19 protein-coding genes are annotated in these 25,805 nt (G+C 54.5%); 10 read left to right on the top strand and 9 right to left on the bottom strand.

Translation table 11 applies throughout. The features are described from left to right. Window positions 1-179: 179 nt before the first annotated feature. Window positions 180-536 (bottom strand): carbon dioxide-concentrating mechanism protein CcmK, encoded by a 357-nt coding sequence (locus AC0QHF_RS21610; protein WP_324706315.1) that lies wholly within the window; start codon window positions 534-536, stop codon window positions 180-182. 253 nt (window positions 537-789) lie between these two features. Then, window positions 790-1,101 (bottom strand): carbon dioxide-concentrating mechanism protein CcmK, encoded by a 312-nt coding sequence (locus AC0QHF_RS21605; protein WP_324706314.1) that lies wholly within the window; start codon window positions 1,099-1,101, stop codon window positions 790-792. 430 nt (window positions 1,102-1,531) lie between these two features. Here AC0QHF_RS21605 and AC0QHF_RS21600 point away from each other — a divergent pair, with 430 nt between their 5' ends. The 6 genes from AC0QHF_RS21600 (at window position 1,532) to folK (ending at window position 9,552) form a co-directional block, all read left to right on the top strand. Beyond that, the gene (locus AC0QHF_RS21600; RefSeq protein ID WP_324706313.1) at window positions 1,532-3,403 is read left to right on the top strand and encodes an NAD(P)H-quinone oxidoreductase subunit F; all 1,872 of its coding nucleotides are present in this window, start codon (window positions 1,532-1,534) and stop codon (window positions 3,401-3,403) included. Window positions 3,404-3,440: 37 nt separating this feature from the next. Beyond that, the gene (locus AC0QHF_RS21595) at window positions 3,441-4,964 is read left to right on the top strand and encodes an NADH-quinone oxidoreductase subunit M (protein ID WP_324706312.1); all 1,524 of its coding nucleotides are present in this window, start codon (window positions 3,441-3,443) and stop codon (window positions 4,962-4,964) included. A 57-nt stretch (window positions 4,965-5,021) separates the two neighbouring features. Next, window positions 5,022-6,176 (top strand): CO2 hydration protein, encoded by a 1,155-nt coding sequence (locus AC0QHF_RS21590; RefSeq protein ID WP_324706311.1) that lies wholly within the window; start codon window positions 5,022-5,024, stop codon window positions 6,174-6,176. A 438-nt stretch (window positions 6,177-6,614) separates the two neighbouring features. Beyond that, window positions 6,615-8,360, top strand: a complete 1,746-nt coding sequence (locus tag AC0QHF_RS21585; RefSeq protein ID WP_324706310.1) for an ABC transporter ATP-binding protein — start codon at window positions 6,615-6,617, stop codon at window positions 8,358-8,360. Between the two features lie 267 nt (window positions 8,361-8,627). Beyond that, complete coding sequence (folB, locus tag AC0QHF_RS21580) at window positions 8,628-8,999, top strand: dihydroneopterin aldolase (protein WP_324706309.1); 372 nt, start codon at window positions 8,628-8,630, stop codon at window positions 8,997-8,999. Window positions 9,000-9,048: 49 nt separating this feature from the next. Then, complete coding sequence (folK, locus tag AC0QHF_RS21575) at window positions 9,049-9,552, top strand: 2-amino-4-hydroxy-6-hydroxymethyldihydropteridine diphosphokinase (protein WP_324706308.1); 504 nt, start codon at window positions 9,049-9,051, stop codon at window positions 9,550-9,552. 1 nt (window position 9,553) lies between these two features. Here the strand turns inward: folK and AC0QHF_RS21570 are convergent, their stop codons facing one another. The 7 genes from AC0QHF_RS21570 to AC0QHF_RS21540 form a co-directional block, all read right to left on the bottom strand. Further along, window positions 9,554-10,504, bottom strand: coding sequence for an NAD(P)/FAD-dependent oxidoreductase (locus AC0QHF_RS21570; protein ID WP_324706307.1), 951 nt, complete (start codon window positions 10,502-10,504; stop codon window positions 9,554-9,556). Between the two features lie 78 nt (window positions 10,505-10,582). Next, window positions 10,583-11,488 carry a dihydropteroate synthase gene (locus AC0QHF_RS21565; protein ID WP_324706306.1) on the bottom strand — a complete coding sequence of 302 codons (906 nt, stop codon included), beginning with the start codon at window positions 11,486-11,488 and terminating at the stop codon, window positions 10,583-10,585. Between the two features lie 121 nt (window positions 11,489-11,609). Next, the gene (gene tmpR / locus AC0QHF_RS21560; protein ID WP_324706305.1) at window positions 11,610-12,332 is read right to left on the bottom strand and encodes a bifunctional dihydropteridine reductase/dihydrofolate reductase TmpR; all 723 of its coding nucleotides are present in this window, start codon (window positions 12,330-12,332) and stop codon (window positions 11,610-11,612) included. A 34-nt stretch (window positions 12,333-12,366) separates the two neighbouring features. Next, on the bottom strand, window positions 12,367-12,768 hold the full coding sequence (locus AC0QHF_RS21555; protein WP_324706304.1) for an NUDIX domain-containing protein: 402 nt from the start codon (window positions 12,766-12,768) through the stop codon (window positions 12,367-12,369). A gap of 119 nt (window positions 12,769-12,887) precedes the next feature. Next, window positions 12,888-13,136 carry a hypothetical protein gene (locus tag AC0QHF_RS21550; protein ID WP_324706303.1) on the bottom strand — a complete coding sequence of 83 codons (249 nt, stop codon included), beginning with the start codon at window positions 13,134-13,136 and terminating at the stop codon, window positions 12,888-12,890. Beyond that, complete coding sequence (locus tag AC0QHF_RS21545) at window positions 13,136-13,639, bottom strand: acyltransferase family protein (RefSeq protein WP_324706302.1); 504 nt, start codon at window positions 13,637-13,639, stop codon at window positions 13,136-13,138. The genes AC0QHF_RS21550 and AC0QHF_RS21545 overlap by 1 nt, the downstream gene beginning before the upstream one ends. 168 nt (window positions 13,640-13,807) lie before the next feature. Continuing rightward, a complete protein-coding gene (locus AC0QHF_RS21540) occupies window positions 13,808-14,002 on the bottom strand; it encodes a heavy-metal-associated domain-containing protein (RefSeq protein ID WP_324706301.1) in 195 nt (64 codons plus the stop codon). 268 nt (window positions 14,003-14,270) lie between these two features. Between AC0QHF_RS21540 and AC0QHF_RS21535 the strand changes: the two genes are divergently transcribed. From AC0QHF_RS21535 to AC0QHF_RS21520, 4 genes are all read left to right on the top strand, one after another. Beyond that, the gene (locus AC0QHF_RS21535) at window positions 14,271-14,843 is read left to right on the top strand and encodes a DUF3611 family protein (RefSeq protein WP_324706300.1); all 573 of its coding nucleotides are present in this window, start codon (window positions 14,271-14,273) and stop codon (window positions 14,841-14,843) included. 142 nt (window positions 14,844-14,985) lie between these two features. Beyond that, window positions 14,986-16,068 (top strand): CAP domain-containing protein, encoded by a 1,083-nt coding sequence (locus AC0QHF_RS21530; RefSeq protein ID WP_324706299.1) that lies wholly within the window; start codon window positions 14,986-14,988, stop codon window positions 16,066-16,068. 292 nt (window positions 16,069-16,360) lie between these two features. Continuing rightward, entirely contained in the window at window positions 16,361-16,549 is a 189-nt protein-coding gene (locus AC0QHF_RS21525; protein ID WP_324706298.1) for a hypothetical protein, read from the top strand. A 152-nt stretch (window positions 16,550-16,701) separates the two neighbouring features. Continuing rightward, window positions 16,702-25,743, top strand: a complete 9,042-nt coding sequence (locus tag AC0QHF_RS21520) for a polyketide synthase (RefSeq protein ID WP_324706297.1) — start codon at window positions 16,702-16,704, stop codon at window positions 25,741-25,743. Window positions 25,744-25,805: the final 62 nt, after the last annotated feature.

The following is a 25,805-nucleotide window of genomic DNA, read 5'->3' as shown; positions in this document are numbered from 1 at the left end:
AGAGTCGCTCCGAAGGCGCGAAGACGATGCCCCGACAGGGTTCGGGGGACGCAAGTTGCCCATGGTTTCGCGCCGGGGTGCGCCCGCTTCGGTGCGATGGTTCGGAAGCCATGTTTTGAGGTTGTCGTGGGGACGGGCGATGATATGGGTGGAGAAAACTCACCCCCCATTTACCCGCCTCACGGACGTCCCGGCGACGGACGGTTCAGCGGACGCAGGCCGCTGACGCTTTCGCGGAATTGTTCGACCTCTTCGGTGTAACGGATCGGAAGCACGTATTCTAAGTTTTCGTGGGGACGGGCGATGATGTGGGTGGAGAGTACCAACCCGCCATTGACCCGCCGCACGGACTCCGTTCCGGCGCTCACAGAGGCTTGCACTTCCGAAACATCGCCTCGCACGATGACGGTCACACGGGCGCTGCCGATTTTTTCGTAGCCCACCAGGGTGACGCGGGCGGCTTTCACCATCGAGTCCGCCGCCTCCACTACCGCTGGGAACCCCAGGGTTTCTATCATGCCAACTGCAATGGCCATAGTCGATTTTGACTCCTGAATCTCAAGATTGAAAACCCGCTCGGATGTCGTACTCGACGGCAGTCCGCTCCCCCGTTCCGGCGATGCCATCTCGGACACCGCGCCGATCCCCCGAGACTCGATCTCGGGGCGGGACTTTCGCAACTCACGTCAATCTCCTCGACGGTTGCCAGCCCCGTCTCTTCGGAGCGGGGTGCTGACTCCTGTACGACCTTTCCGGCGATCGGGTCGGGTCGCCTGACCGGCGGGCGATTTAGTAGGTCCGGAACTGTTCCACCGCGTCGGTGTAACGGATCGGGAGAACGTACTCCAGGTTTTCGTGGGGACGGGCGATGATGTGAGTGGACGAGAGCTCGCCACCGTTGACTCGTTTAATTGCTTCCATGCCCGCCGCGACTGAGGCTTGCACCTCGGAGACATCTCCTCGGACGATGACCGTTACGCGACCGCTTCCGATCTTTTCATATCCCACCAAGGTGACGCGGGCGGCTTTCACCATCGAGTCCGCCGCTTCGACGACGGCCGGAAAGCCTATGGTTTCAATCATTCCAACAGCGATTGACATCGTATTACAACTCCTAATGACGGACAGACAGAATTTCCGAGCGTCAATGCCTTACGCACTGAGTCCGGCGATCGCACAGACTACGGATTCTTTCTGCCTTTTGCGAAAAAAGTTTTCAACCTCCCTCAAATTTAAGAATAGGAGAATTGTGCGTTCTTTGACAATATTAATCTTCATTATAATTTCTCATATTCGTTATTATTTTTATTGATTAGTAATATAAATTAAGATTTTTTTAAAAAACTTAATAATTCCGCCGATCTCTTCGCCATTTGTCTTGACTTTTGTGCCAAACTGTGGTCAAAAAATCCCCCGGTCGCGCCACAGGTGGGGGGCGATCGCCGGGGGATTTTCGACATCCCCCGCCTCCGAGACGGACGCAAATGCTGATATATTAATTTGAGAGTTAATATTTCTTTATCTAACTTAAATGATTGAGTTCCTCCTACAAGCAAGTTGGTGGATACCGATATATGGCCTGATCGGGGCAGTTCTGACCCTGCCGTGGTCAACGGGACTGATCCGCCGCACCGGGCCGAGGCCAGCGGCCTATTTTAATCTGTTGATGACCGTGGCGGCATTCGCGCACGGTTCGGTCATCTACCGGGCCACCTGGGACCTGCCGAGACAGCAAATAACCATTCAATGGCTCGACGCTGCGGGCTTAGATTTATCATTCTTATTGGAAATTTCCCCCGTCAGCCTGGGGGCGGTGGAACTGGTGACGGGCATCAGCCTGGTCGCCCAGCTTTACGCCCTGGGATACATGGAAAAAGACTGGGCGACGGCTCGATTTTTCGGCCTGATGGGATTTTTTGAGGCGGCGGTGAGCGGGTTGGCCCTGAGCGATTCCCTGCTGCTGAGTTATATTTTGCTGGAACTGCTGACCCTCTCCACCTATCTGCTGGTCGGGTTCTGGTACGCCCAACCCCTGGTGGTGACGGCGGCGCGGGATGCGTTCCTCACCAAGCGGGTAGGGGACGTGCTGTTGCTGATGGGGGTGGTGTACCTCTCGACGGTGGCGGGGAGTCTGAACTTCTCCGATTTGGAACTGTGGTCGGAAAGCCACAACTTGCCCCCCCTGACGGCGGCTCTGCTGGGGTTGGCCCTGATCGCCGGACCCGTCGGCAAGTGCGCCCAATTTCCGCTGCACCTGTGGCTGGATGAGGCGATGGAGGGGCCTAACCCGGCCTCCCTGCTGCGGAATTCCGTGGTGGTGGCGGGGGGCGCCTACGTTTTGATCAAACTGCAGCCGCTCCTGGCTTTGTCCCCGGTGGTCTCCGATACGCTGATGGTGTTGGGGACGGTGACGGCGGTGGGGGCGTCCCTGGTGGCGATCGCACAAATTGACATCAAACGGGCGCTCTCCCACTCCACCAGCGCCTATCTGGGGCTAGTCTTCGTGGCGGTGGGTCAAAATCACGTCGATATTGCCCTGCTGCTACTGCTCACCCATGCGATCGCCAAGTGCCTCCTGTTCATGAGCGCCGGTTCCGTTATCCTCACCACCAACACCCAGGACATGACGGAAATGGGGGGACTCTGGTCGCGGATGCCCGCCACCACCACCGCCTTTATTGTCGGTGCCGCCGGGATGGTCGCCCTGATGCCGTTGGGGATGTTCTGGACGCTGCGGCGGTGGGTGAGCGGATTTTGGAGCCTGCCGCCGTGGCTGGCGGTGCTGCTGGTGCTGGTGAATTTTCTGACGGCTTTGGGTTTGACCCGGGTGTTCGGTTTGGTGTTCGCCGGAGAAACCCAGCCCAAAACCAGGCGGGCGCCGGAAGTCCTGTGGCCGATGGCCCTGCCGATGGTCGCCATGACCGTCGTGACGCTGTTGGTGCCGCTGATGCTCCAACAGTGGCAACTGTTGCTGAGTTGGTCCGCGCCGCTGGTGGAAGTCCCCGCCTCCGGCCTGGAAGCCCGGATCGAAGACTTCACCTTCCCCCTGGCGATCGCATCTGGGGGACTGGGGGTGGCGATCGGTTCGTTCATCTACCTGTACGGTCCGGACAAGCAACCCTACAAACTGCCCTGGAAGTCCGTACAGGATTTACTGGCCTACGATTTTTATATCGATCGCCTCTACGATGTCACTGTCGTCTTTCTCGTCAACCGCATTTCCGCCGCCAGTGCTTGGGTCGATCGCTATGTCATCGATGGGGTGGTAAACGGATTCGGTTTGGCGACCCTATTGAGTGGGGAAGGGCTCAAATATAGCATTCCCGGACAATTCCAGTTCTATGTCCTCACCATCGCTGCTAGTATCGGTCTGCTAATGATTTTGATGCTGTGGCAATTCTAGACCCCTTGGGAAACCCAGAGAACGGACAACCTCAAAAATGCTAAGTGTTTTAATTTGGATTCCCCTCATCGCCGCCCTCTATATCGGGATCTGGCCGAAACTCACCGCCCAACTCGCCCGCCAAATTTCCCGATTTGTAGCGGGGGGATTGTTTCTGTGGTCGGTGATATTGACCCGTTGGTTCGATCCCGCGATCGCCGATTTGCAGATGGTGGAGCGGATTCGGTGGATCGAGTCCCTAGGGTTAAACTATACCCTGGGCATTGACGGGTTGTCCCTGCCGTTAATTATTATGACCAGTCTGTTGGTGGCGATCGCGATCGGGTGCACCGACCTGGAAATTCCCCGCCACCGCCTCTATTACGCCCTGCTGCTGGTTATCTTTTCCGGCATTGCCGGGACGTTCCTGGCTCAAAACCTGCTCCTGTTTTTGCTGTTTTACGAAATCGAACTGATCCCCCTCTACCTGCTGATCGCCATCTGGGGCGGCCAACGCAAGGGGTACGCGGCGACCAAATTCCTCCTCTACACCGCCGTTTCCGGGTTCCTGATCCTGGCCGCATTTTTGGGGGTGGTGTGGCTCACCCAGGCGCCCAACTTCGATTTGGACACCCTAGCCACCGCCCCGACGGGCATCGCGGCCCTGGCCCCGACCACTCAATTCATTCTCCTCGGGGGAATTATCGTCGGATTCGGGATTAAAATTCCCCTCGTCCCCTTCCACACCTGGCTCCCCGATGCCCACGTCGAAGCCTCCACGCCGATTTCTGTCCTGCTGGCGGGGGTATTGCTGAAATTGGGAACCTACGGGTTGCTGCGGTTCGGCGTGGGGTTATTTCCGGACGCCTGGAGTGCGATCGCGCCCTACATGGCGGGTTGGGCGGTGGTCAGCGTCCTCTACGGGGCCTCCTGCGCCATTTCCCAGAAAGATATCAAAAAAATGGTTGCCTACAGCTCCATCGCCCACATGGGTTATATTCTGTTAGCATTTGCGGCGGCCACCCCCCTGAGTTTGCTGGGTTCGGTGATGCAAATGGTCAGCCACGGCCTGATCTCGGCCCTGCTATTCCTCTCCGTGGGGGTCGTTTACAAAAAATCGGGAAGTCGAGATATCGACGTGATTCGAGGATTGCTGAATCCGGAACGGGGTTTACCGCTAATTGGCAGCATCATGATCGTCGCGGTGATGGCCAGCGCCGGCATCCCAGGTTTGGTCGGTTTTATCGCCGAATTTATCATATTTCGCGGCAGTATGGAAGTGTTCCCGGTGCAGACGTTATTGTGCATGGTGGGAACGGGTCTGACCTCGGTTTACTTCCTGATCATGGTCAACCGCGCCTTTTTCGGGCGCCTGTCCGAAACCGTGGTGAATTTGCCCCCGGTTCAGTGGCGCGATCGCATCCCCGCGATCGCTTTAGCCGTGATTATCACCTTCCTCGGCATCCAACCGGCTTGGCTGGTAAAGTGGACCGAAACCACCACCTCGGCGTTAATGCCTGTTCCTGCGATCGTCGCACAAATGGGAGGGAGTCGGGAGTCGGGAGTCGAGAGTCGGGAGTAGGTCATTTTTCACTTTTCATTTTTCACTTTTCACTTTTCACTTTTCCCCACCCCATCCATGACATCTCAAACCCATCCACTCAGCAACTACATCCATCGCCTGGAGTCGGGCGACGCCCTGCTGCCGGACTATCCCGAAAACCTGGTCGAAGTCGTCGGCATCCTCAAAAGCTACGGCGTGGTATTGGACGCCTACTCCGTCAACCTGATCTATATCGCCGACCATCAATTCTTGGTCTTATTTCCCTTTTTCAAATACTTCAACGGGGAAATCAACCTGCAAAAACTCCTCAAATTTTGGTGGCACGATCGCATCAACTACGAATACGCCGAATACTGCATGAAAACCATGCTCTGGCACGGCGGGGGCGGATTGGATACTTACCTCGACTCCCAAGAATTTAAAACCCTCGCAGAAGCCGCAATTCAGGCGAAAATTAAAAACAATCCGTTCATGGTCGGGCTGCACAAACTCTTCCCCGAATTCCTACCCGAACAAGTCCGGCAACTCGCCTACTACAGCGGTTTGGGACAATTTTGGCGGGTGATGAGCGATATGTTTTTAGACCTGTCCGATCGCTACGATCGCGGCGAAATCCAATCCATCCCCGCCGTCGTCGATCACATCCTCAACGGCTTGGTCGCCGCCGCCAACCAACCTATCACTTACTCCGTCGAAATCAAGGGCACAACCTACGACATCATCCCCAAATCGGCGGGACTGACCTTTTTGATGGATACGGCGGTGCCCTATGTCGAAGCCGTTTTCTTCCGGGGGGCGCCCTTCCCGGGCACGGTGTCCTACAACGCCCAGGCCCACCAGATCCCCGGCGAACAGAAAGATTTCGCCTACGGCGCCCTCTACGCCGACCCCCTGCCCATCGGCGGTTCCGGCATCCCCCCCACCCAGTTGATGCAGGATATGCGCCACTTTTTGCCGGACTACCTGCACGAAATCTACCGCAATAGCTGCCGGGGGGAAGATGACCTGCGGGTGCAAATCTGCCAGAGTTTCCAAAAGTCGATGTTCTGCGTCACCACCGCCGCCATCCGGGGACTTGCCCCCCACCCCCTCGACACCGACGACCCCGCCCAAAAACAGGCCAACCGCGCCTATCTGGAAAACTGGATGAATCGCTTCGTCCACTCCCGCCTTGCCGAAGTCAACGAACCCACCTCCCGCGAGTGCCGCCCCTTCACGCGATCGGAATAGTCAATCGGCGTTAAAATTTGGGGAGGCGACCGGAGGCGGAGGGGGCACAGGAGGCAGATCTGCCAATTCTAGACCCGCCTTGAAATTCATTTCAAGGCGAATCGCAAAAGTCCACGCTTGCGTGGACTGGGTTGGACATAGGGTGTCCTAATCTCAGATCCGTATGAACTCCCCAATCATCTTTAGATGATTTGAGCTCTTAGCTTGGGAATTAATATCAAATCCGGTTATCCCCTCCTAAACCTCCCCAATCATCTTCAGATGATTTGAGCTGTTAGCTTGGGAATTGATTCCCAAGCGGTTTGGAATATCCAACCCGTTTTGTTCCGGGCATTCAACCGGATTTGATATAATTCCCAAGCGGTCTAGGCGGAAAACCCGCTCCCTCCGCTTCCTCCGCCCCCTCCGCCCACACCCCACACCCCACACCCCAACCCTATGGCTCATTCAAGACTCAAAACCCTGGGAAGATACCTGCGCCCCCACTGGAAAGTGTCGGGGCTGGGGACGATCGCCCTTTTGGTCGTGAATGCCTTGGGCGTGTACATTCCGCTGCTGATCCGCAACGGGGTGGACGATTTGCAAGAGACAGTCGATTTTCAGCCCGTCATCTGGCAGGTTTTATTGATTGTCGCCCTGGCGTCGATCATGTGGACGATCCGGATGGCTTCCCGGATTTTGATTTTCGGGGTGGGGCGGAAGGTGGAATTTGACCTGAAACAGAAGATTTTCAACCACCTGATCGGCTTGGAAGCGTCCTATTTTTCCAACAGCCGGATCGGGGACCTGATCAACCGGGCGACGAGTGACGTGGACAATATCCGCCGTCTGGTGGGGTTCGCGGTGTTGAGTTTGGTGAATACGGTTTTCGCCTACGCCCTGACGCTGCCGGTGATGTTGGCGATCGATGTCAAGTTAACATTGTTGTCGGTGTCGGTTTATCCGCTGATGTTGCTGCTGGTGCAGGTGTTCAGCGGGAAGCTGCGGGACCAGCAGATGGAGGTGCAGGAAAAACTTTCCAATCTCAGTGACTTGATTCAGGAGGATATGAGCGGCATTTCCCTGATCAAAATTTACGCCCAGGAGGAGAACGAACGGCGGGCGTTTGTGGGGAATAATCGGGAATTGCTGGAGGCGAATTTGAAACTGGCTCGGACGCGGAATTTTTTGTTTCCGTTGTTGGGGGGTTTGGCGAGTTTGAGTCTGTTGATTTTGCTGGCGGTGGGGGATCAGGCGATCGCCACCGGGGAACTTAGCGTCGGGGATTTCGTGGCGTTGGTGCTCTATATCGAGCGGTTGGTGTTCCCGACGGCGTTATTGGGTTTTACGATTACGGCTTACCAGCGGGGGGAAGTGAGTGTCGATCGCGTCGAGTCGATTTTGTCGATCAAACCGAAGATTCAAGATCCTGTCGATCCGATACCGCTGCGGACTCCGGTGAGGGGTTGGCTGAGTGCGCGGGATTTGACGTTTACTTATCCGGAGGCGAAAACCCCGGCTTTATCTGAGGTGAATTTTACCATCGCGCCGGGGGAAACGATCGCCGTGGTGGGGCCGATCGGTTCGGGGAAGACGACGCTGGCGAACGCGATTCCCCGGTTGTTGGATATCGACATTGATCGCCTGTTTCTCGACGGCCAGGATATCACCCAAGTGCCGCTGGCACAACTGCGGGCGGCGATCGGTTATGTCCCCCAGGAGAGCTTTTTATTTAGTACCACGATCGCGAATAATATCTGTTATGGCTGTCCCCAGGCGGAGCGATCGCAAATTGAGGCGGCGGCGAAGTTGGCTCGAATTCACGACGAAATTCTTAATTTTCCCGATGGCTACGATACCATCGTGGGGGAACGCGGCATCACCCTTTCGGGGGGGCAGCGACAGCGGACGGCGTTGGCTAGGGCTCTGATTTCGGATGCTAAGGTTTTGATTTTGGACGATTCTTTGTCGAGCGTGGATAATCAGACGGCGACGGAAATTCTGGATAATTTGACGGGTGGAACGCAGCAGAAAACGGTGGTGTTTATTTCTCACCAGATGTCTGCGGCGACGACGGCGGATCGGATTTTTGTGATGGATAAGGGTGCGATCGTTCAGGTGGGGAGTCATGAGGAGTTGGTGGCTGAGAAGGGGTTGTATCAGTTGCTTTGGAATCAGCATCGGTTGGAGGAGATTTTGGGGTAAGTCCGCAGATTTCGCAGATTTTCGCAGATGGGGGATTTCGGTTTTGTGGCAGTCCCCTGGCGGGGAATTGACTCGCACAACCCGCGAGAGCGTACCTATCGCGGATCGCACCCCGGAAAAAATGAGAAAATCCCGTCGGCGGCCGGCCGGGAGAGGTGCGGGGGTCAGTCGGCAGATTTCCCGGATTTTCGCAGATTGGGGATGGCCGGGTATGGGGTATACTATTAGCTGGCGTACTGGGGCATTACGGAGTAACCTTTAGAAACAATGGACGCGATCGAAATTACGGGCTTGCGCTATTACGGATATGTGGGATATTTCCCGGAAGAGCAGGCTCTAGGTCAATGGTTTGAAGTGGATTTGACCCTGTGGTTGGATTTATCTGGGGTTGGCAAAAGCGATCGCCTGGAAGATACCTTAAATTATGCGGATGTGGTGGAACGGGTGCGCCAACTGATCGAAACTTCAAAGTTCAAGATGATCGAACGGTTGAATACTGCGATTATCGAGGCCGTTCTGGATATGGAAATGGTGCAAAAAGTGCGATCGCGGGTGATTAAACAGCCGCCGATTCCCGGTTTTGGCGGTCATGTGGCGATCGACATGACTCGGAGTAGAGATGAAGTCGCTGAATTTTGAGAATCGCAATAGTTTTGACCGGAATTTTATAGTCTATCAAACTGAAAAGATGATCACTACAAAACGGACCCTGAGTGCGATCGCTATGGGTAGTAATCTGGGCGACTCTCACAGAACCTTAGAAAAGGCCCTCAAAACGATTGACCAAACTCCCGGCATTACTGTCAAGGCCTATTCGAGTTGGTACAAAACCGCACCCATCGGCCCCTCACAGCCGGATTTTCTGAATGGTTGTGCCCTGTTGGAAGTGCAGCTAACCCCCCAAGAGTTACTCCAAACGCTGCTCGATATTGAGGATCAATTTGGCCGAGTCCGTCAAGAGCGTTGGGGGCCGCGAACTTTGGATTTGGATGTGCTATTATTTGGCGATTTAATCCTAGAAACGCCGGAGTTGCAAATACCCCATCCGCGCATGACTGACCGAGCATTTGTGTTAGTTCCCTTGGCGGAAATTGCCCCGGATTGGATCGAACCGGTTTCCGGAAAGGCAATTTCTCAACTGGTGAAACAGGTGGACGATTCGGGAGTCTCTTTGGCGCTGGTGCGAAACTAAACTATCGCAGATCTTCTTCTGCACTGCGGGCGGCAATTGCTCCGTGACCGACAGCGGTGGCTACGCAGGCATCGCGGGGATTGGTCACATCTCCCACTGCGTAAACATGGGGGATTGAAGTCCGCAAAAATGGGTCGGTGGCGATATATCCTCCTGAATTGAGTTCCAGGGTCCCCACCCCTCCGGCGTCAAAGAGTTGAACAATGGGCTCGACGTTGGGCGCAAAGCCCATCCGAAAACAGATGTAGTCAAATGGGAGAGTTTCTGGGGATTTTTCGCCCTCTTGAAATGTCAGACAAAGGCGATCGCCTTTGTCTGACATTTTCTCAATATTTGCCGGTTGGTGCAACGTGATTTTGCCGGCTTTAATATACTCCAATACCTTATTTTGATTGATTCCGAATCCTTTCAGATGGGAGCGAATAAACAGGTGAATATGTTGGGCCGTGTCGGCCAGCATGATTGCCGTACCCAGTCCGTTATCGCCACCCCCAACCACTGCCACGACTTGTCCGTAGGTCATGGGAATTGCCCCCGGATTAAAGCAAATGCGGTTGGAGGATGATAGGCGATCGCTTCCGGGAATCGAGGCGATCGCTTCAAATCCTTTAAACCTTTGACCGGTGGCAATTACGATCCCTTCGGTGGTGATTTCGTGTTCTGGGGTACAAATTTTAAAATTCTCCCCACCCTGAATACTTTCGATCGGAGAGTTACACAGAGTCCGAATCACCTCGACCTCAATATGTCGGCGGAATTCCTGGGCCAATTCTTTGCCGGTTTTGCCCGCCACTCCCAGATACCATTTCTGATGAAATGGATTGATATTTTGCAACCCGCCCAGTTGCGGGCTTTTTTCGATGATAATGGGATACAATCCGAGGTATTTTAACCACAAAGCACAAGACATCCCGGCTGGCCCGCCACCAATTACTGCAACCTTTTTTTTCATCTGACTTTCTTTTTTTAGTCAATGTTTTGCGATCGCCTGTGGGAGCCCGGGCGATCGCGACGTTGAGCGACCCAACCCTCACATCAAACTCATCGTCTCCAAAACTGCTTTCACTTTGGAGACTTCATGGGTTCTGAGTATATCGTTTTTTCCCAAGGCGGCAAAAACCGAGGTAAAGACTTGAGCGCTTCTGACTTCTTCTGCAAAAACTTCCAGAGCCGTCGGAATTTGATTGAACACAGGAAATCCTAATTTTCTCAGTCGAAAAGCACTCAAAAGGCTTTTGATTTGATAGTTGAGTCGCTTGGATACATATTCATATTTGTAGTAAAAATTCGAGTATCCCAAGCCAACAGCGGGATCGATAAAGATTTTTTTAACCCCCAGTTTCGTGGCGATTTCTGTTTCTTTTCCGAAATAATTATACAAAAATTCAATCGGATCTTTCGCTAAGGTGAAGTCGAACTCTCCCACATCTCTGGCGTGTTTTCCTTGAATGTAACACATGATAATTGCCGCATCAAACTCGGCTACCACCTGGTACATTTCTTCACTCTTCTCGGTGCCCGTAAAATTGATCACATTGGCTCCGGCTTTCAAACATTCTCTGGCCACTTCCGGGTGATAGGTTTCGACCGAAGTCAATATGCCTTCTTGACTTAAAGTTTTAAGAATCGGCAGCAGTTGACTGGTCTGCTTAACCTGATCGGCCCGTTGGGTGTGTTGTGAACTCGCTTCCGCCCCAATATCAACAATGTCGGCTCCTTGAGCGGTTAAAATTTTGGCTCGTCGAATTGCTTGTTCGGAATGATAACAGACGGCATGATTAAACCAAGAATCAGTGGAAAGATTGATCACTCCTAGCAGGGACGTTTGAGAATTGAAGTTAAATGTTTTATGCCCGATGGTGAATTCTTCGACTCGGGCATTGTAGTCATCTTTATGGGCGACGTAAATTTCGTATATATCTTCGAGAGTCAGCATCTTTAACTACCTGTAATAAATCGGATGATTGGTCAGTCGGGCGAGGGTCTTGAGCGGGCAGGAAAGATTTCGGTTTGGGGAGAAATTTCGCCTTTACGACCCATGGAAAATTCTCCGAAAATTACAACTTCCAACCCCCCGCCACTTCCAAAAATTGTCCGGTGATATATTCGGACTCGGGACTGATAAAGAAATCGACCGCATTGCAGATTTCTTTTAATCGGGCGGGACGTTGGTTGGGCAAGAGCGGAATTGTCTCCTCTAAGCCGACTGAATTTTCGGCAACTCCGGGCGCGATGATATTCGCCGTAATGTTGTCCTTAATTAACTCCTTTGCCAGTGACTTAGTATAGATGATAATACCGGTTTTGGCAATGCGATACGCCGTCTGGTCGTCGGTGGCGATGAGATGTTGGGCGCTGGCGAAGGCAAAGTTTACAATCCGTCCCCAACCGGCTGCTTTGAGGTGGGGAATTGCTGTTTGAGTCACGTAAAAAGTGGCATTGAGATTGGAGTCGATCATTTCTTGCCACTCTTTTATGGAGGTTTGACTGGCGAGTTTTTCCAAATAATTGCCCACGTTGTTGACAACCACAGACAGGCCGCCGAGTTTTTCGGCGGCGGTTTCTACCAGGGACTGGGCTTGTTCCGGTTTCGTGACGTCGGCTTGCAGCGCCATCGATTTGATGCCGTAGGTGGCGGCTTCTTGACTGGCTTGGTTGGCCGCGTCGGCACTGTTTTTATAGTGAAAAGCGACATCGAATCCCTGACCGGCAAGGTGAAGTGCGATCGCCCGTCCAATTCCCACTGCCGATCCGGTGACAAGGGCCTTTTTTAGCATCATTAGTTTGGGTTAACTTTGCCAATTAATAATGATACTATAGATCAACATTTTTGTCAATATAATTCTGAATTAAAATTCGAGTATAGGTATTGAGATTGTACTCCATTGCCTCTCGGGGTGTCACCCAAGCCCACTCCCGAATTTCTTCATTGGGAACAATTTTTTCCCGGGCGGAGAAAGCGTAGTAGTTGATCATAATAAAATGGGCGGGTTGGCAAAACTGGGAATCCAGAATAGCTTCTTGTAACAGGGCAAAGCGGATTTGCGTCAACTCCAAACCCACTTCTTCTTGGAATTCTCGTATCAGGGCGGAAACGAGACTTTCCCCCCATTCAACTTTCCCCCCGGGAACGCCCCAGGTTCCCCGCCACTTGGTCGTTTTCACGATTAACACTTGTCCGCGATCGTTCGCCACCAAAGCACCGACAGTTGACAAGGGAAATTGTCTTTGTCCTGATGGAGCCGATGTTTTGGCTAGGGTCGTTGGATTTTGTCCGCTCACTTTGATGATTGACTGGTAAATTAGCTGTTCGAGTTGAAGATTGCGATCGCATTTTACCAGATGACGATCGCGGGAGCCAAGAAATGACCCGAAGATCTGCTGCGACGCGGTTTCCGTCCCCGGGCAGGGAATGGAGCGAGGTTAATTGAAAAAGTGATGGTGAGGGTCCAGGTGGCGATCGCCCGTTCCTCGGCGCGAACGGTGACTCCCAGCATGAAAACGAATAAGAACAGGTAGACGTAGCTGGCATCGGCCAAGAAAATGGACTGCTCCCAAGCGGTATAACGGAAAATCCCAAACATCAATAGGGTAGCGGCCAGAACGATCGCCCTTTTGACCCGAGAATTAGCCAGGGCAAGGCGATCGGTATCAGCATCAGGGTCGAAAGGTAGACGGCAATATACCACAGACTGCCGGGGTAAACGGGGATGCGAGACCACAGCTTGCTATCCGGGCTGACCTTTAGCATGGAAGAAAAAGCCGGCAAAAAATTGGGGAAGGCATTCTCTTTGAGGGCGAGGGCAAAAAAGATGCCGATCAGCAACAAAGCGCTGACCATGAGATAGTTCAAATACAGATTGATGAACTGCTTGAGCGATCGGCGCAGCGATTTGACGAAATTTCCACTTCGATTCAGGTAGCCAGAAATGAAAACAAATGCGGTGACATCTGCCAGCAAACTGACTTGCCGAGACACATCTGGTAGATACTCTTCTCCCGTCCAAAAGACGGTGTGGATGTGGATGACCCAGAGGATGAGCAATCCCTTAAATAAGTCGATGAATCGATCGCGATTGGCAGGCATGGTGAGATGTTCAAAATGGTGAGTAATCGGCGCGAGGCAAGTTTTTGTTTCCTCGTCACGCCGGACGGCTAGACTTTAACTTAACTGGATCAAAAATGGCAACCCGCAGCCCGCCGGTCCCCCACCCCGTCCGAACTCGCGACAACCGCGAATCGCACCCCCGAACCCTTATTCGATGGTTTCACCCGTGGAACGGAGCGCCTGTCTGACGGATTCTTCGGACATGGATGTATCGACTTCGACGGTTTTTCCTTCCCAGTCAACTTTAACGTCCGCGTCTTTGTCGGCCGTTTTCACCACTTCTTTGATGGTGGTGGCGCATCCTTGGCAAACCCAACTGGGGACCCGATAGACTGTACTCATAAATAATGACTCTCTATGGTGACTTCAATCTGGCTGTACTTTACAGCTTGGGGGGCGATCGCGTCGTCTGTCTGTCGAAAGATTGATCCCGTTTTGACTGTCATTTTTCCTTCGCCCACCTGCAGATGGAAATCGCTGTCACCTCCGATGTACTCTCTAGCCAATTCGCGGCCGTGGAGCTATAATACTCTAAACCGAACTTTTTAAATTAAAAAATCGGGCGATTCCCACGTGATCGCCTCAGACTTCAAACCGGAGGTACGGTCAATTGACAGGTAATAAAACAAAAAATATCAATAATCCTTTGCTCCCCAACGAGTTGCAAGAAAAAGGAAAAATTCTCCGCATGAGCGGTTTGGCGGGTTTGTCTTTACAATTTATCGCCGCCTTCATCGCCATTTTATCGCTCATTTTTACCAGCACCGGACGGGGCATCGCCGACGACACGAATCCGGCCTTGGGAATCGGAGTGACGTTTGCCGTCATCGGGCTGATCGCGGCGGGATTCGGCATTTTTTTCTCGTTTCGATATAGCCAAATTGGCACACAATTGTTGACGCCCACCGGCGTCGCCCAACCCAAGAAATCGGATACGGTCAAACTGTTGAGGCTGGGGTTGTTGGTCGGGTTGATTGGCATTTTAATCACGTTGATCGGTTCCGGGATCACGGCTTCTGTCTTGATCGCTAAAACGATTTCCCAGCCGCCGGGAACCACCCTTACCGAAGCCAGCGAAGCCGTCCGCGCCCTGGATGTTTTTGTCATCGTCGCCAATTTGAACGGGTTGGCTTCCCACTATATCGGAAGCGTGACTTCGATTTGGCTATTATATCGACTTTAAATCCTCCGTTGTTGGGCTTGAGCCCCCGGAGTGCGTCGCAGCGCCGCAACTTTTTCGGAACAGGAAGGCGGGTATGCGAAGATTAAGTAGGGGGAATTCTCCGGGACTTCCCCTGTTGAGTCGATCGCGAGGAAAAAGAAAAATGGTATTGACACCGGATGGGGAACTCGGCGCGTTATTGGGTGAGGATAACGCCGAACAAATCAACCTGTTCTCCGGACAGTTGAGCGGATTTCCGGGGGGACTGCTGGCTTTGGGGGGAAATGACACCGTTGCGGGATCGGATGACGACGAATTGATTATCGCCAACCGGGGTGCGGACAGCGTATTCGGCGCTGGAGGGGCCGATCGCCTCTACGGTGGAAAAGAAAATGATATCCTGGATGGCGGGGGCGGAGACGACCATTTATTCGGAAATCTCGATGCCGATACGGTGGTCGGAGGTGACGGAAATGATTCTTTATTTGGGGGTCAACAAAATGACCAACTCATCGGTGGGGCGGGCTCAGATACCCTCTACGGTGATTTGGGAATGGATACGGTGACGGGGGGAGAAGGAAGCGATGTTTTCGCCCTTGCCAGTGGCGGACGGGACGTGATTACCGACTTTGAAGATAACATCGATCGCATTTTACTCCCCGACGGGATCGCCGAGATCCAAATTCGGGCGATCGGGGTGAATCAAACCTTAATTACCGTCGCCAATACCGGGGAAGAATTGGCGGTTTTGGAGGGCATCGCAGGGGATGCGATGGACGAAAACGATTTTGTTGGTAATGTTGTTATTGTCGATAACGGCGGCCCGACCGAACCGCCAACCGGTACCAGTTTCCCCGAACAGGTGATTGAATTGACCAATAATTTCCGCGCCCAAAACGGTTTATCTCCTTTGGAATTCGACCCCCAACTGGCGACGGCGGCGCAAACCCATACGGAAAATATGGCGTTTCAAGACTTTTTCTCCCACACAGGGGCGGACGGTTCCGACGTGGGCGATCGCGTCACCAATACGGGCTATAATTACTCCACCGTCGGCGAAAATATCGGCGCGGGTTATCAAACCCCCGAAGCCGTCGTCCAGGGTTGGATCGAAAGTCCCGGACACCGCGCCAATCTGCTGAACCCGGATTTCCAAGAAATCGGAGTCGGCTATTTCTTGTTAGAAGAAGATACCGGAAACGAAAATTGGAATTACTACTGGACGCAGGTTTTCGGTGCCACCTGATCGCCGACCGAGATGCCGGGTTTCCATGCAGAATTGCCGCCAGAAACCCGGTTCCCGGTCTATTCTCAACCGTCGGTCGAATCACCCCATATGGCAGGGAGCGATCGTCGCCATAAAAATCATTGTTTTTGCGTCAAATTTTTCCAAAGAACTGGAGACAATCACCGCGACCATCAATGATGAATGATTGGTCGTTGATTCTTAAATGACTTCAATTCGAGAGTGAGACCTCCTAAATCGGGAACTTAAACTCCCTTTAAACCCAGTTTTAAAGGCGGGTTGCGATCCTCAAATGGTCAAGATCCTGGCAGCCATCGTCACGGAAATATTAGCCGCCCCTAAATTTTACACCACCCCGCAGTTTTTGTCAATTTTATTAACAAGTCAGAGCCGGGGCCGATGGCGCGATCGGCGGCAGTTCTCCCTGCCACCGTCGCCTCAAAATCTGACCTTGACAGATCGAGAGCGGCAATCGAGCTGAGGCAATCCGAGTTGAGAACACCCGAGTCCTGCCAGCCCAAGACCACCCATCTCTAAAGGTACAATTTCTCCCAGCACCAAGCCCATGAAAATGTTATGCTGTATTGAGCCTGTATTGAGTTGAAGCGGGGATTGTTATTTGTGGAAGAATTGATGCTAACAAAATCGGAAAGCCATCAATTTTGGGTTCAGTGGAACGATACTGGAGCCGAGTACCCCCGGGACAAGTGCATCCACCAGTTACTTGAAGAACAGGTAGAAAGAACTCCCGATGCGGTGGCCGTCGTTTTTGAAAACGAGCGACTGACCTACCGACAGTTGAATGCCAAGGCCAACCAACTGGCCCACCATTTGCAACATCTGGGTGTCGGACCCGAGATCTTGGTCGGCATTTGTGTCGATCGCTCCTTAGAAATGCTCGTGGGACTGCTGGGCATCCTGAAAGCGGGCGGCGCCTATGTTCCCCTCGATCCGACCTATCCCCGCGATCGCTTGGCTTACATGGTAGAAAGCGCTCAAGTCGCGATCATCTTGACCCAGGAGAAATTAGTCCCGATCCTCAGAGAAGGGGTGCTCAAGGGCCAAGAAACCCACGGAGAACAGACATCTCGCCTGTTAACCCTGGACGGGGACTGGGACAAAATCGCCCAGGAAAGTGATATGAATCCCGATGGGGGAGTCCAACCTCATAACCTAGCCTATACCATTTACACCTCCGGCTCCACCGGCAAACCCAAAGGCGTGGAAATCGAACATCGCTCGGTGGTCAACTTCTTAACCTCAATGGCACGTCAACCCGGACTGACCGACCGAGACATTCTGCTGGCCGTCACCACCATTTCCTTTGACATTGCCGGACTGGAACTGTACCTGCCCCTGGTGGTGGGAGCCCGAGTGGTCATTGCCCCCCAAGAAGTTGTATCGGAAGGGCAGGTCTTAGCTCAATTAATCGAAAATTCCGGCGCCACGGTCATGCAGGCCACGCCAGCCACTTGGTATCTGCTCCTCGCTTCCGGGTGGCAAGGCCAACCGGGCCTGAAAATCCTCTGCGGCGGCGAAGCCCTGCCCCAAGCCCTGGCCGATCGCCTCCTTGACACCGGAGCCCACCTATGGAATATGTACGGGCCTACAGAAGCCACCATTTGGTCCACGACCTACGAAGTGGGCAACGGTCGCCGTTCCGCCGACAATGCCGATGATATTAGCCACCTCACCCAAAACGGTCCTGAATCCGTCGGCACTCCCATCGCCAATACCCAAATCTACATTCTCGACGAAGAATTTCAACCCGTCCCCATCGGGGAACTCGGAGAACTGTACATCGGCGGAGACGGTCTGGCCCGGGGCTACCGCGATCGCCCCGATTTGACCGCAGAACGATTTATTGCCAATCCCTTCGGCCCGGGACGACTCTACAAAACGGGGGATCTGGCCCGCTACCTGGCTAACGGACACATCGAATTTCTCGGTCGCATCGATCACCAAGTCAAAGTCCGGGGTTTCCGCATCGAACTCGGAGAAATCGAAACCGTTTTGAACCGGCACGGCGGCGTCCATCAAAGCGTCGTCGTCGTTAAAGAACGGGAACGGACCGGGGAATACCTCTCGGAAGCGGATAAGCGCCTGGTGGCCTACGTCGTCCCCGACCCCAACTACCGGGGCGAGGAGGAAGCGGAAGCGGAAACAGAAAACACAGAAGAACAAATTTCCCAGTGGCAGGAACTTTGGAACCTCGCCTACAGCAAAGAAACCCGGGCGTCAGACCCCACCTTCAACATCAGCGGTTGGAACGACAGCTACACGGGGGCACCCATTCCGGCGGTAGAAATGCGGGAATGGCTGCAAGGGACCGTGGGGCGAATTCTCTCCTGTCGTCCCCAGCGGGTGTTGGAGATCGGCTGCGGTACGGGGATGCTGCTGTTTCGGGTGGCGCCTCACTGCCAGTCTTACTATGGCATCGACCTGGCCCCGGCGGCTTTGCGTTACATCCAGACGCAAATCGAGAAGTTGGAGGGGGATTGGTCCGGCGTCGAGTTGCGGCAGGGGGTGGCCGACGAAGCGATCGCCCGTATTGAGCCGGGAGAAGTGGATACGGTCGTGATCAACTCGGTGGTGCAGTTGTTCCCCAATATCGATTATCTGGGGTCGGTGCTCTCCCAAGCGGTGGAAAGGGTTGGATCGGGGGGGACTGTCTTCGTGGGAGACGTCCGCAGTCTGCCCCTACAGCCAGCTTTCCACACCTCGATTCAATTGCAGAAAGCCCCCGACGAACTGCCCCGAGAAACACTGCGAAAGCGGGTTTTGAAAAGTATTGCCGGGGAGGGACAGATGACCATCGACCCCGACTTTTTTATCGCCCTGCAACAACGCCTACCCCAGATTGGCTGGGTGGACATTCAACTGCGGCGGGGGCGTTACCACAACGAAATGAGCCAATTTCGTTACGATGCCATCCTCCATGTAGGGGATGCAGGCGAGGCGGTAGAGCCGAATTGGGTGGATTGGCAAGAAGACGGACTGTCCTTGGCGGCGGTGCGGGACTTGTTGGGAGGTGAGCCGGAAATTGTCGGTATCAAACGAATTCCCAATGCCCGGGTTTGGGGGGAAGTCAAACTGTTTGAATTGTTGGAAAGTGCCGAGGGACCCGCAACCGTTGGCGAACTGCGCCAAATTTTACCTCAATTGACCGAAAATGCCGTGGAGCCGGAGGATTGGTGGAGTTTGGGCGACGAATTCCCCTATCATATCGCCATCACTGTGTCGGGTTCCGATGCCCCGGGCTGTTACGACGTGATCTTTCAACACGATGCGATCGCGCCCAAGCCCGTCATGACGACCCACCCAGGCCCGCTCAAACCGTGGACGGCCTACGCCAACAATCCCCTGAGCGGGAAAGTGGCCGGGGAGCTGGAACCGGAATTGCGCCGATACTTGCACGATCGCTTACCAGAATATATGGTACCGGCGGCTTTTGTCATTCTCGACGAAATGCCCCTGACTCCCAACGGCAAGGTGAATCGGTTGGCCCTCCCCGCCCCGGAACGGTCCCGCCCGGAATTGGCGACGGCTTTGGTGATGCCGCGGACCGAAACCGAAAAAGCGATCGCCAACGTCTGGCAAGACCTTTTACAGTTAGAAATTGTCGGGATTAACGATAACTTTTTCGATCTGGGAGGGAATTCTTTACTCCTCACCCAAGTTCATCAAAAATTAGTCGCGCTTTTTGACCCGACCTTATCAATCGTCACCCTCTTCCAATACCCCACCATCGCCACCCTCGCCCGAGAGTTGAATCCCACCTCGGAAGAATCGGCAAAAGTCGAGGGTTCTGCTCACCGAAAAAATGGTGCCACCCGCAATACAGACGGCTCAGATATCGCCATTATCGGCCTAGCCGGTCGCTTTCCCGGGGCTAACAATATCGATGAATTTTGGCAAAATTTAGCGGCGGGTGTCGAAAGTATTTCCAGTTTTGATGATCGGGAATTGGAATTCGCAAACCCCGAATTACTCGAGGATTCTAACTACGTCAAAGCCGGTGGCGTTTTAGAAGATATCGATCAATTTGATGCCGCGTTTTTTGGCTACTCTGCCAAAGAAGCTGAAATCATGGACCCGCAACAACGGCTGTTTTTGGAATCGGCCTGGACCGCCGTTGAAAGTGCGGGTTACAACCCCGAAACCTACCCGGGATCGGTGGGGGTGTACGCCGGCTCGGGGATGAACAGTTATTTAATTAACAACGTGCATCCCAACCGGGGATTTTCTCCCCATCGCACCTTCTTAGAATCCGCCCAAGACCTCCAGGTGAGACTCACCAACGGCAAAGATTATCTGCCGACGCGGGTTTCTTACAAACTCAATCTCAACGGTCCGAGTCTGAACGTTCAAACCGCCTGTTCGACGTCTCTGGTGGCCGTTCACATGGCTTGTCGGAGTTTAATCAACGGCGAATGTGACATGGCTTTGGCGGGAGGCGTTACCGTCAGCGTCCCCCAAAAGACGGGTTATTTGTACCAAGAGGGTATGATCGGTTCTCCCGACGGAAAATGTCGGGCTTTCGATGCGGATGCGAAGGGGACGGTTTTCGGCAACGGTGTCGGCGTGGTGGTGCTGAAATTGCTCTCCCAGGCAATTGAAGATGGGGATAAAATTCATGGGGTGATTAAGGGCTCGGCCGTCAATAACGATGGTGCCCTGAAAGTCGGCTACACGGCGCCGAGCGTCGAGGGGCAGGCGGCGGTGATTTCCGAAGCCCTGGCGGTGGCGAATATCGATCCTCGTACTATTGGTTATATCGAAGCCCACGGGACGGGCACGACCCTGGGAGATCCCATCGAAATCGCGGCATTGACTCGGGCGTTTCAGAACTCGATTGAAGAACCCGAAGAAAAGGGCTATTGTGCGATCGGTTCGGTGAAAACGAATATCGGACATTTGCTCGAAGCGGCGGGGATGGCCGGTCTGATCAAAACGGTGCTGGCCCTTAAACACAAGCAAATCCCGCCCTCGCTGCATTTCCGGCAACCCAATCCCAATATCGATTTTGACAATAGCCCGTTTTATGTCAATACGTCCCTCTCGAAATGGGAGAAAAATGGCACGCCGCGACGGGCCGGGGTGAGTTCGTTTGGGATGGGCGGCACGAACTGTCACCTGGTACTTGAAGAGGCGCCGGAGATCCCCCCCGGCCCCCCTTACAAAAGGGGGGAGATGGAAGATCCCCCCCAGCCCCCCTTGGGAAGGGGGGGGCCAGAAAGTTCATGCTTGGAAAGGGAAGATCCCCCCCAGCCCCCCTTGGGAAGGGGGGGGGCAGAAAGTTCATGCTTGGAAAGGGAAGATACCCCCCAGCCCCCCTTGGGAAGGGGGGGGCCAGAAAGTTCATGCTTGGAAAGGGAAGATACCCCCCAGCCCCCCTTGGGAAGGGGGGGGGCAGAAAGTTCATGCTTGGAAAGGGAAGATCCCCCCCAGCCCCCCTTGGGAAGGGGGGGGCCAGAAAGTTCATGCTTGGAAAGGGGGGAGCCGGGGAAAGGGCGTCCTCTGCATCTGTTGACGTTATCGGCCAAGACGGAAAAAGCGCTGTTGGAGTTGGTGGGGCGTTACGTTGACTATTTGGACTCGGAACCCGAGGCGGATTTGGGAGATATTTGTTTTACCGCGAATACCGGACGCCAGCATTTTAACCATCGTTTGGCTGTGGTGGCGAGCTCTCAAACCGAACTGCGGGAACAGTTGGCAACCGTTGACCCGGATAGTGTCAGAAAAGTGGAGGTCAAAGCCACAAAAGGAGCCATTGCATTTCTATTTACGGGTCAGGGTTCCCAATATGTGAATATGGGCCGGCAACTGTACGAGACTCAACCGACGTTCCGGGATGCGATCGCCCACTGTAATGAAATTCTACGGCCCGAGTTGGAGACGCCCTTACTCGATGTCCTCTATCCCCCAGAAGACATCGGAGATGCCAACCTGATCAATCAAACCGCCTACACCCAACCGGCTCTATTTGCCCTGGAATATGCCCTGTACCAGCTATGGACCTCCTGGGGCATTGAACCGGATATCGTCATGGGACACAGCATCGGCGAATATGTTGCCGCCTGCGTGGCCGGCGTGTTTAGCCTCGAAGACGGTTTGAAACTGATCGCCGAACGGGGGCGCCTGATGCAAGCCTTGCCACCGGGTGGGGAAATGGTTTCCCTGCGGGCGACGGAGGAACGGGTTAAGGCCTTGATCCCTCCCGACTCGACCGAAGTTTCCATCGCGGCCATTAACGGTCCGGAGAGTATCGTGATTTCCGGAACAGGGGAGGCGGTGCGAAAGGTTTGTGCGGTTCTGGAAGCAGAAGGCGTCAAAACCAAGCCGTTGACGGTTTCCCACGCCTTCCACTCGCCCCTGATGGAGCCGATGCTGGCAGAGTTTGAGAAAGCGGCGCGACAGATTGACTATTCGCCACCCAAGATGAAGCTGATTTCCAATGTGACGGGTTCTCTGGCTGGGGAGGAAGTGGCGACGCCCGAATATTGGTGCGGCCATGTGCGGCAGGCGGTGCGTTTTGCACCGGGGATGAAAGCAATTGATCGCCAGGATGTGGGAGTATTTATCGAAGTCGGCCCGAAACCGATTCTGTTGGGTATGGGGCGGCAGTGCCTACCCGAACATGAGGGGCGATGGCTTCCGAGTTTGCGTCAGGAGCGAGAAGATTGGCCGCAACTGTTGAGTTCTTTGGCACAATTGTATCTGGATGGAGTGGCGATCGCTTGGTCTGGCTTCGACCGGGATTATTCGCGCCGTCGGGAATTGCTCCCGACCTATCCCTTCCAGCGAGAGCGCTATTGGTTGGAGACTCCCGAGTGGTATCGCCGGGGTTTATTGGACCGGGCGGGTCAAGTCGCCTCTGAGTCCGAAAACGGCGAGTCCGCGGCGGGCGAGCCCCTGGAAAACTGCCTCTACGAAGTGGACTGGCAACCCCGGCCGCTCCCGCCGGGACAACCCCAACCGGCGAAACATTGGCTGATTTTCGCCGATGGGTACGCGATCGCCGATCGCCGGGGGGTCGGGGATCAGTTGGCGCGACGGTTGCGGGCGAGTGGCTGTCCCACGACGATCGCGGTTCCAGGGCCGGAATATCAGCGCAAGGACGACGGACATTTCACCCTCGACCCCGATCGCCCGGAACAGTTCCGGCAACTCCTACGGGCCGTCCCGGATGTGGAGGTCGTCGTTCAGATGTGGGGTTTGGATGCCCCCACAATTGAGACAACCACCCAGTTGGAAACGGCGACGAAAATGAGTCTGGGCAGTACCCTGCACCTGGTTCAAAGCCTGATCGAAGAATGTGCCGAACTGCCGAAGCTGTGGCTGATCACCCGAGGGGCGCAGCCGGCGGGTGATGCGGCGAACGTCCCGGAAATCGGCCAGTCTCCGCTCTGGGGAATGGGTCAAGCGATCGCCCTGGAACACCCGGAACTGCACTGCCGCATCGTCGATCTGGACCCGGATGCCGGGGCAGAAAATGAAGTCGAACTCTTGACAGAAATTGCCTCTTGTGATACAGAAGACCAGGTGGCGTTCCGGAACGGCACCCGCTACGTCCCCCGCCTGGTGTCCCGCCGTTTGGAGGAGAAACAACCGCTGGCTCTCAATGCCGATGGCACTTATTTGATTACCGGCGGTACGGGCGGTTTGGGATTGCGGGTCGCCGGTAGCATCGTCGAACGGGGGGGCAAAAATCTCGTTCTCGTCGGACGCGGCGAACCGAAACCCGAGGTCAAAGACCGGATCGAAGAACTGGAAGCGGCTGGGGTGCGGGTTATGAGTTATAGCTGCGACGTCTCCGATCCGGAAAAAGTGGCCGAGTTACTGGCGCACATCGACAACACCTTGCCCCCCCTGCGAGGCATCGTCCACGCGGCGGGAGTGGTGGACTTCTGCGGACTGTGGCAGCAGGACTGGACCCGCTTTGCCCGGGGGCTGGCGGCTAAAGTGCAAGGGACTTGGAACCTGCACTCGCTGACGGGCGATCGGCCTTTGGACTTCTTTGTGTGTTTCTCTTCCCTCGCTTCCTTGTTGGGTTCCCACGGTTTGGCCAGCTACGGGGCGGCGAACGAGTTTATGGATGCGATCGCCCATCACCGCCGTTCTCTGGGACTGCCGGCATTGAGCGTCAATTGGGGACCCTGGGCGGAAACGGGTATGAATGCCCGACTGGATGCGAACCACCGGCAACGGTTGTCCGCCTGGGGACTGGCGGAAATCGCCCCCGATCGCGGTTTGGCGGTCTTGGAGCAACTCTTGACCCAAGAGACGGCCCAGGTGGGAGTGCTGCCGGTGGATTGGTCTAAATGGCTCGGGCAGTTTTCTGAAGTGCCCCCGTTTTACGAACAAGTTGCCGCCAATACAGGTGATCGCCAAGAAGTAGAGACGCGATCCCCCCTAACCCCCCTTAATAAGGGGGGAACCGGATCTGTAGAGACGCGATCCCCCCTAACCCCCCTTAATAAGGGGGGAACCGGATCTGTAGAGACGCGATATATCGCATCTCTACCAGCAGAGCAGCGGCGATCGCATCTGATGTCACACCTGTGTACTTTGGTGGCGAAAACCCTGGGGTTGAAGAATGCCCAGCAAATTGATCCAAATACCCCGTTAGCCGATTTGGGACTGGATTCTTTGATGGCGATGGAATTGCGGCATCGTCTCAAATCGAGCTTGGGATGTTCCTTGGGTTCGACCTTTCTGTTTAAATATCCCACCGTGACGGCGTTGTTGGATTATTTGGAACAAGAGGATTTCGTGATTCCCGGCGAAACCACGCCAGCATCGAGCCCACCCACCCCGGACCGTTTGGGCGATCGCTCCACGGTGGTGCCCATTCGCCCGGAAGGGTCCCAACCCCCGCTGTTCTTGGTGTCGGGAATTTTGGGGAGCGTTTTCGACCTCTATCCCTTGGGGAAATATTTGGATGGCGACCGGCCTATTTACGGATTGCGATCGCTCGGCACCGATGAGGGTGAACAACCGTTAACCCGGATGGAAGAGATTGCGGCGTACCATATCCAATCCATACTCGAAATTCAGCCCGACGGACCCTATTATTTGGGCGGCCATTCCTTCGGCGGGAAAGTCGCCTTTGAAATGGCCCGACAGTTGCGATCGCGGGGTCAGGAAGTCGCCTTTTTGGCCGTCATGGACATTCAAGTGGGCGTCCCCGAACCGGAAAAAGATGTGGCTTCTTGGGATGAGTCCCGATGTCTTGCCCATTTGAGCAAAATTTATGGCAGCATTTTGGGGAAAGATTTGGGGGTCGAGTCTGGGGCGCTGCAACTTCTGAGCGATCGAGAACGGCTCGATTATTTACACTTGGTTTTGAAAATGGCCGGTCAGCCCTTGGCCCAAAGCGATTTGCGGCGAATGGCCGCTATTTATAAAGCCAATACTCAAGCCAGCGTCGAATACCGAATACCCAAGAGCGATCCGATACCGATGGTTCTCTTTCGGGCGGCGGAGGCGGGCGCCCTGGGAAATTATCTCCCGGATGAGGCCGGCACCGAAGCCGATCCCACCTGGGGATGGCAGGGGGCGATATCGGTTCCGATCCAGTGGGAATTGGTCCCGGGGAACCATTTCACGATGCTGGCCGAACCCCACGTCCGGGTTTTGGCCGAACGGCTGCAATTGGTTTTGGAGCAGTAAGCCATCAGGTTTCAGCTATCAGGGTACTCGGGACTTCCGAAAATGCCGAAACATTTCAATAA

The organism is Lyngbya sp. CCY1209 (assembly GCF_055795065.1).
This window is presented reverse-complemented; position numbering and strand designations above follow the sequence as displayed.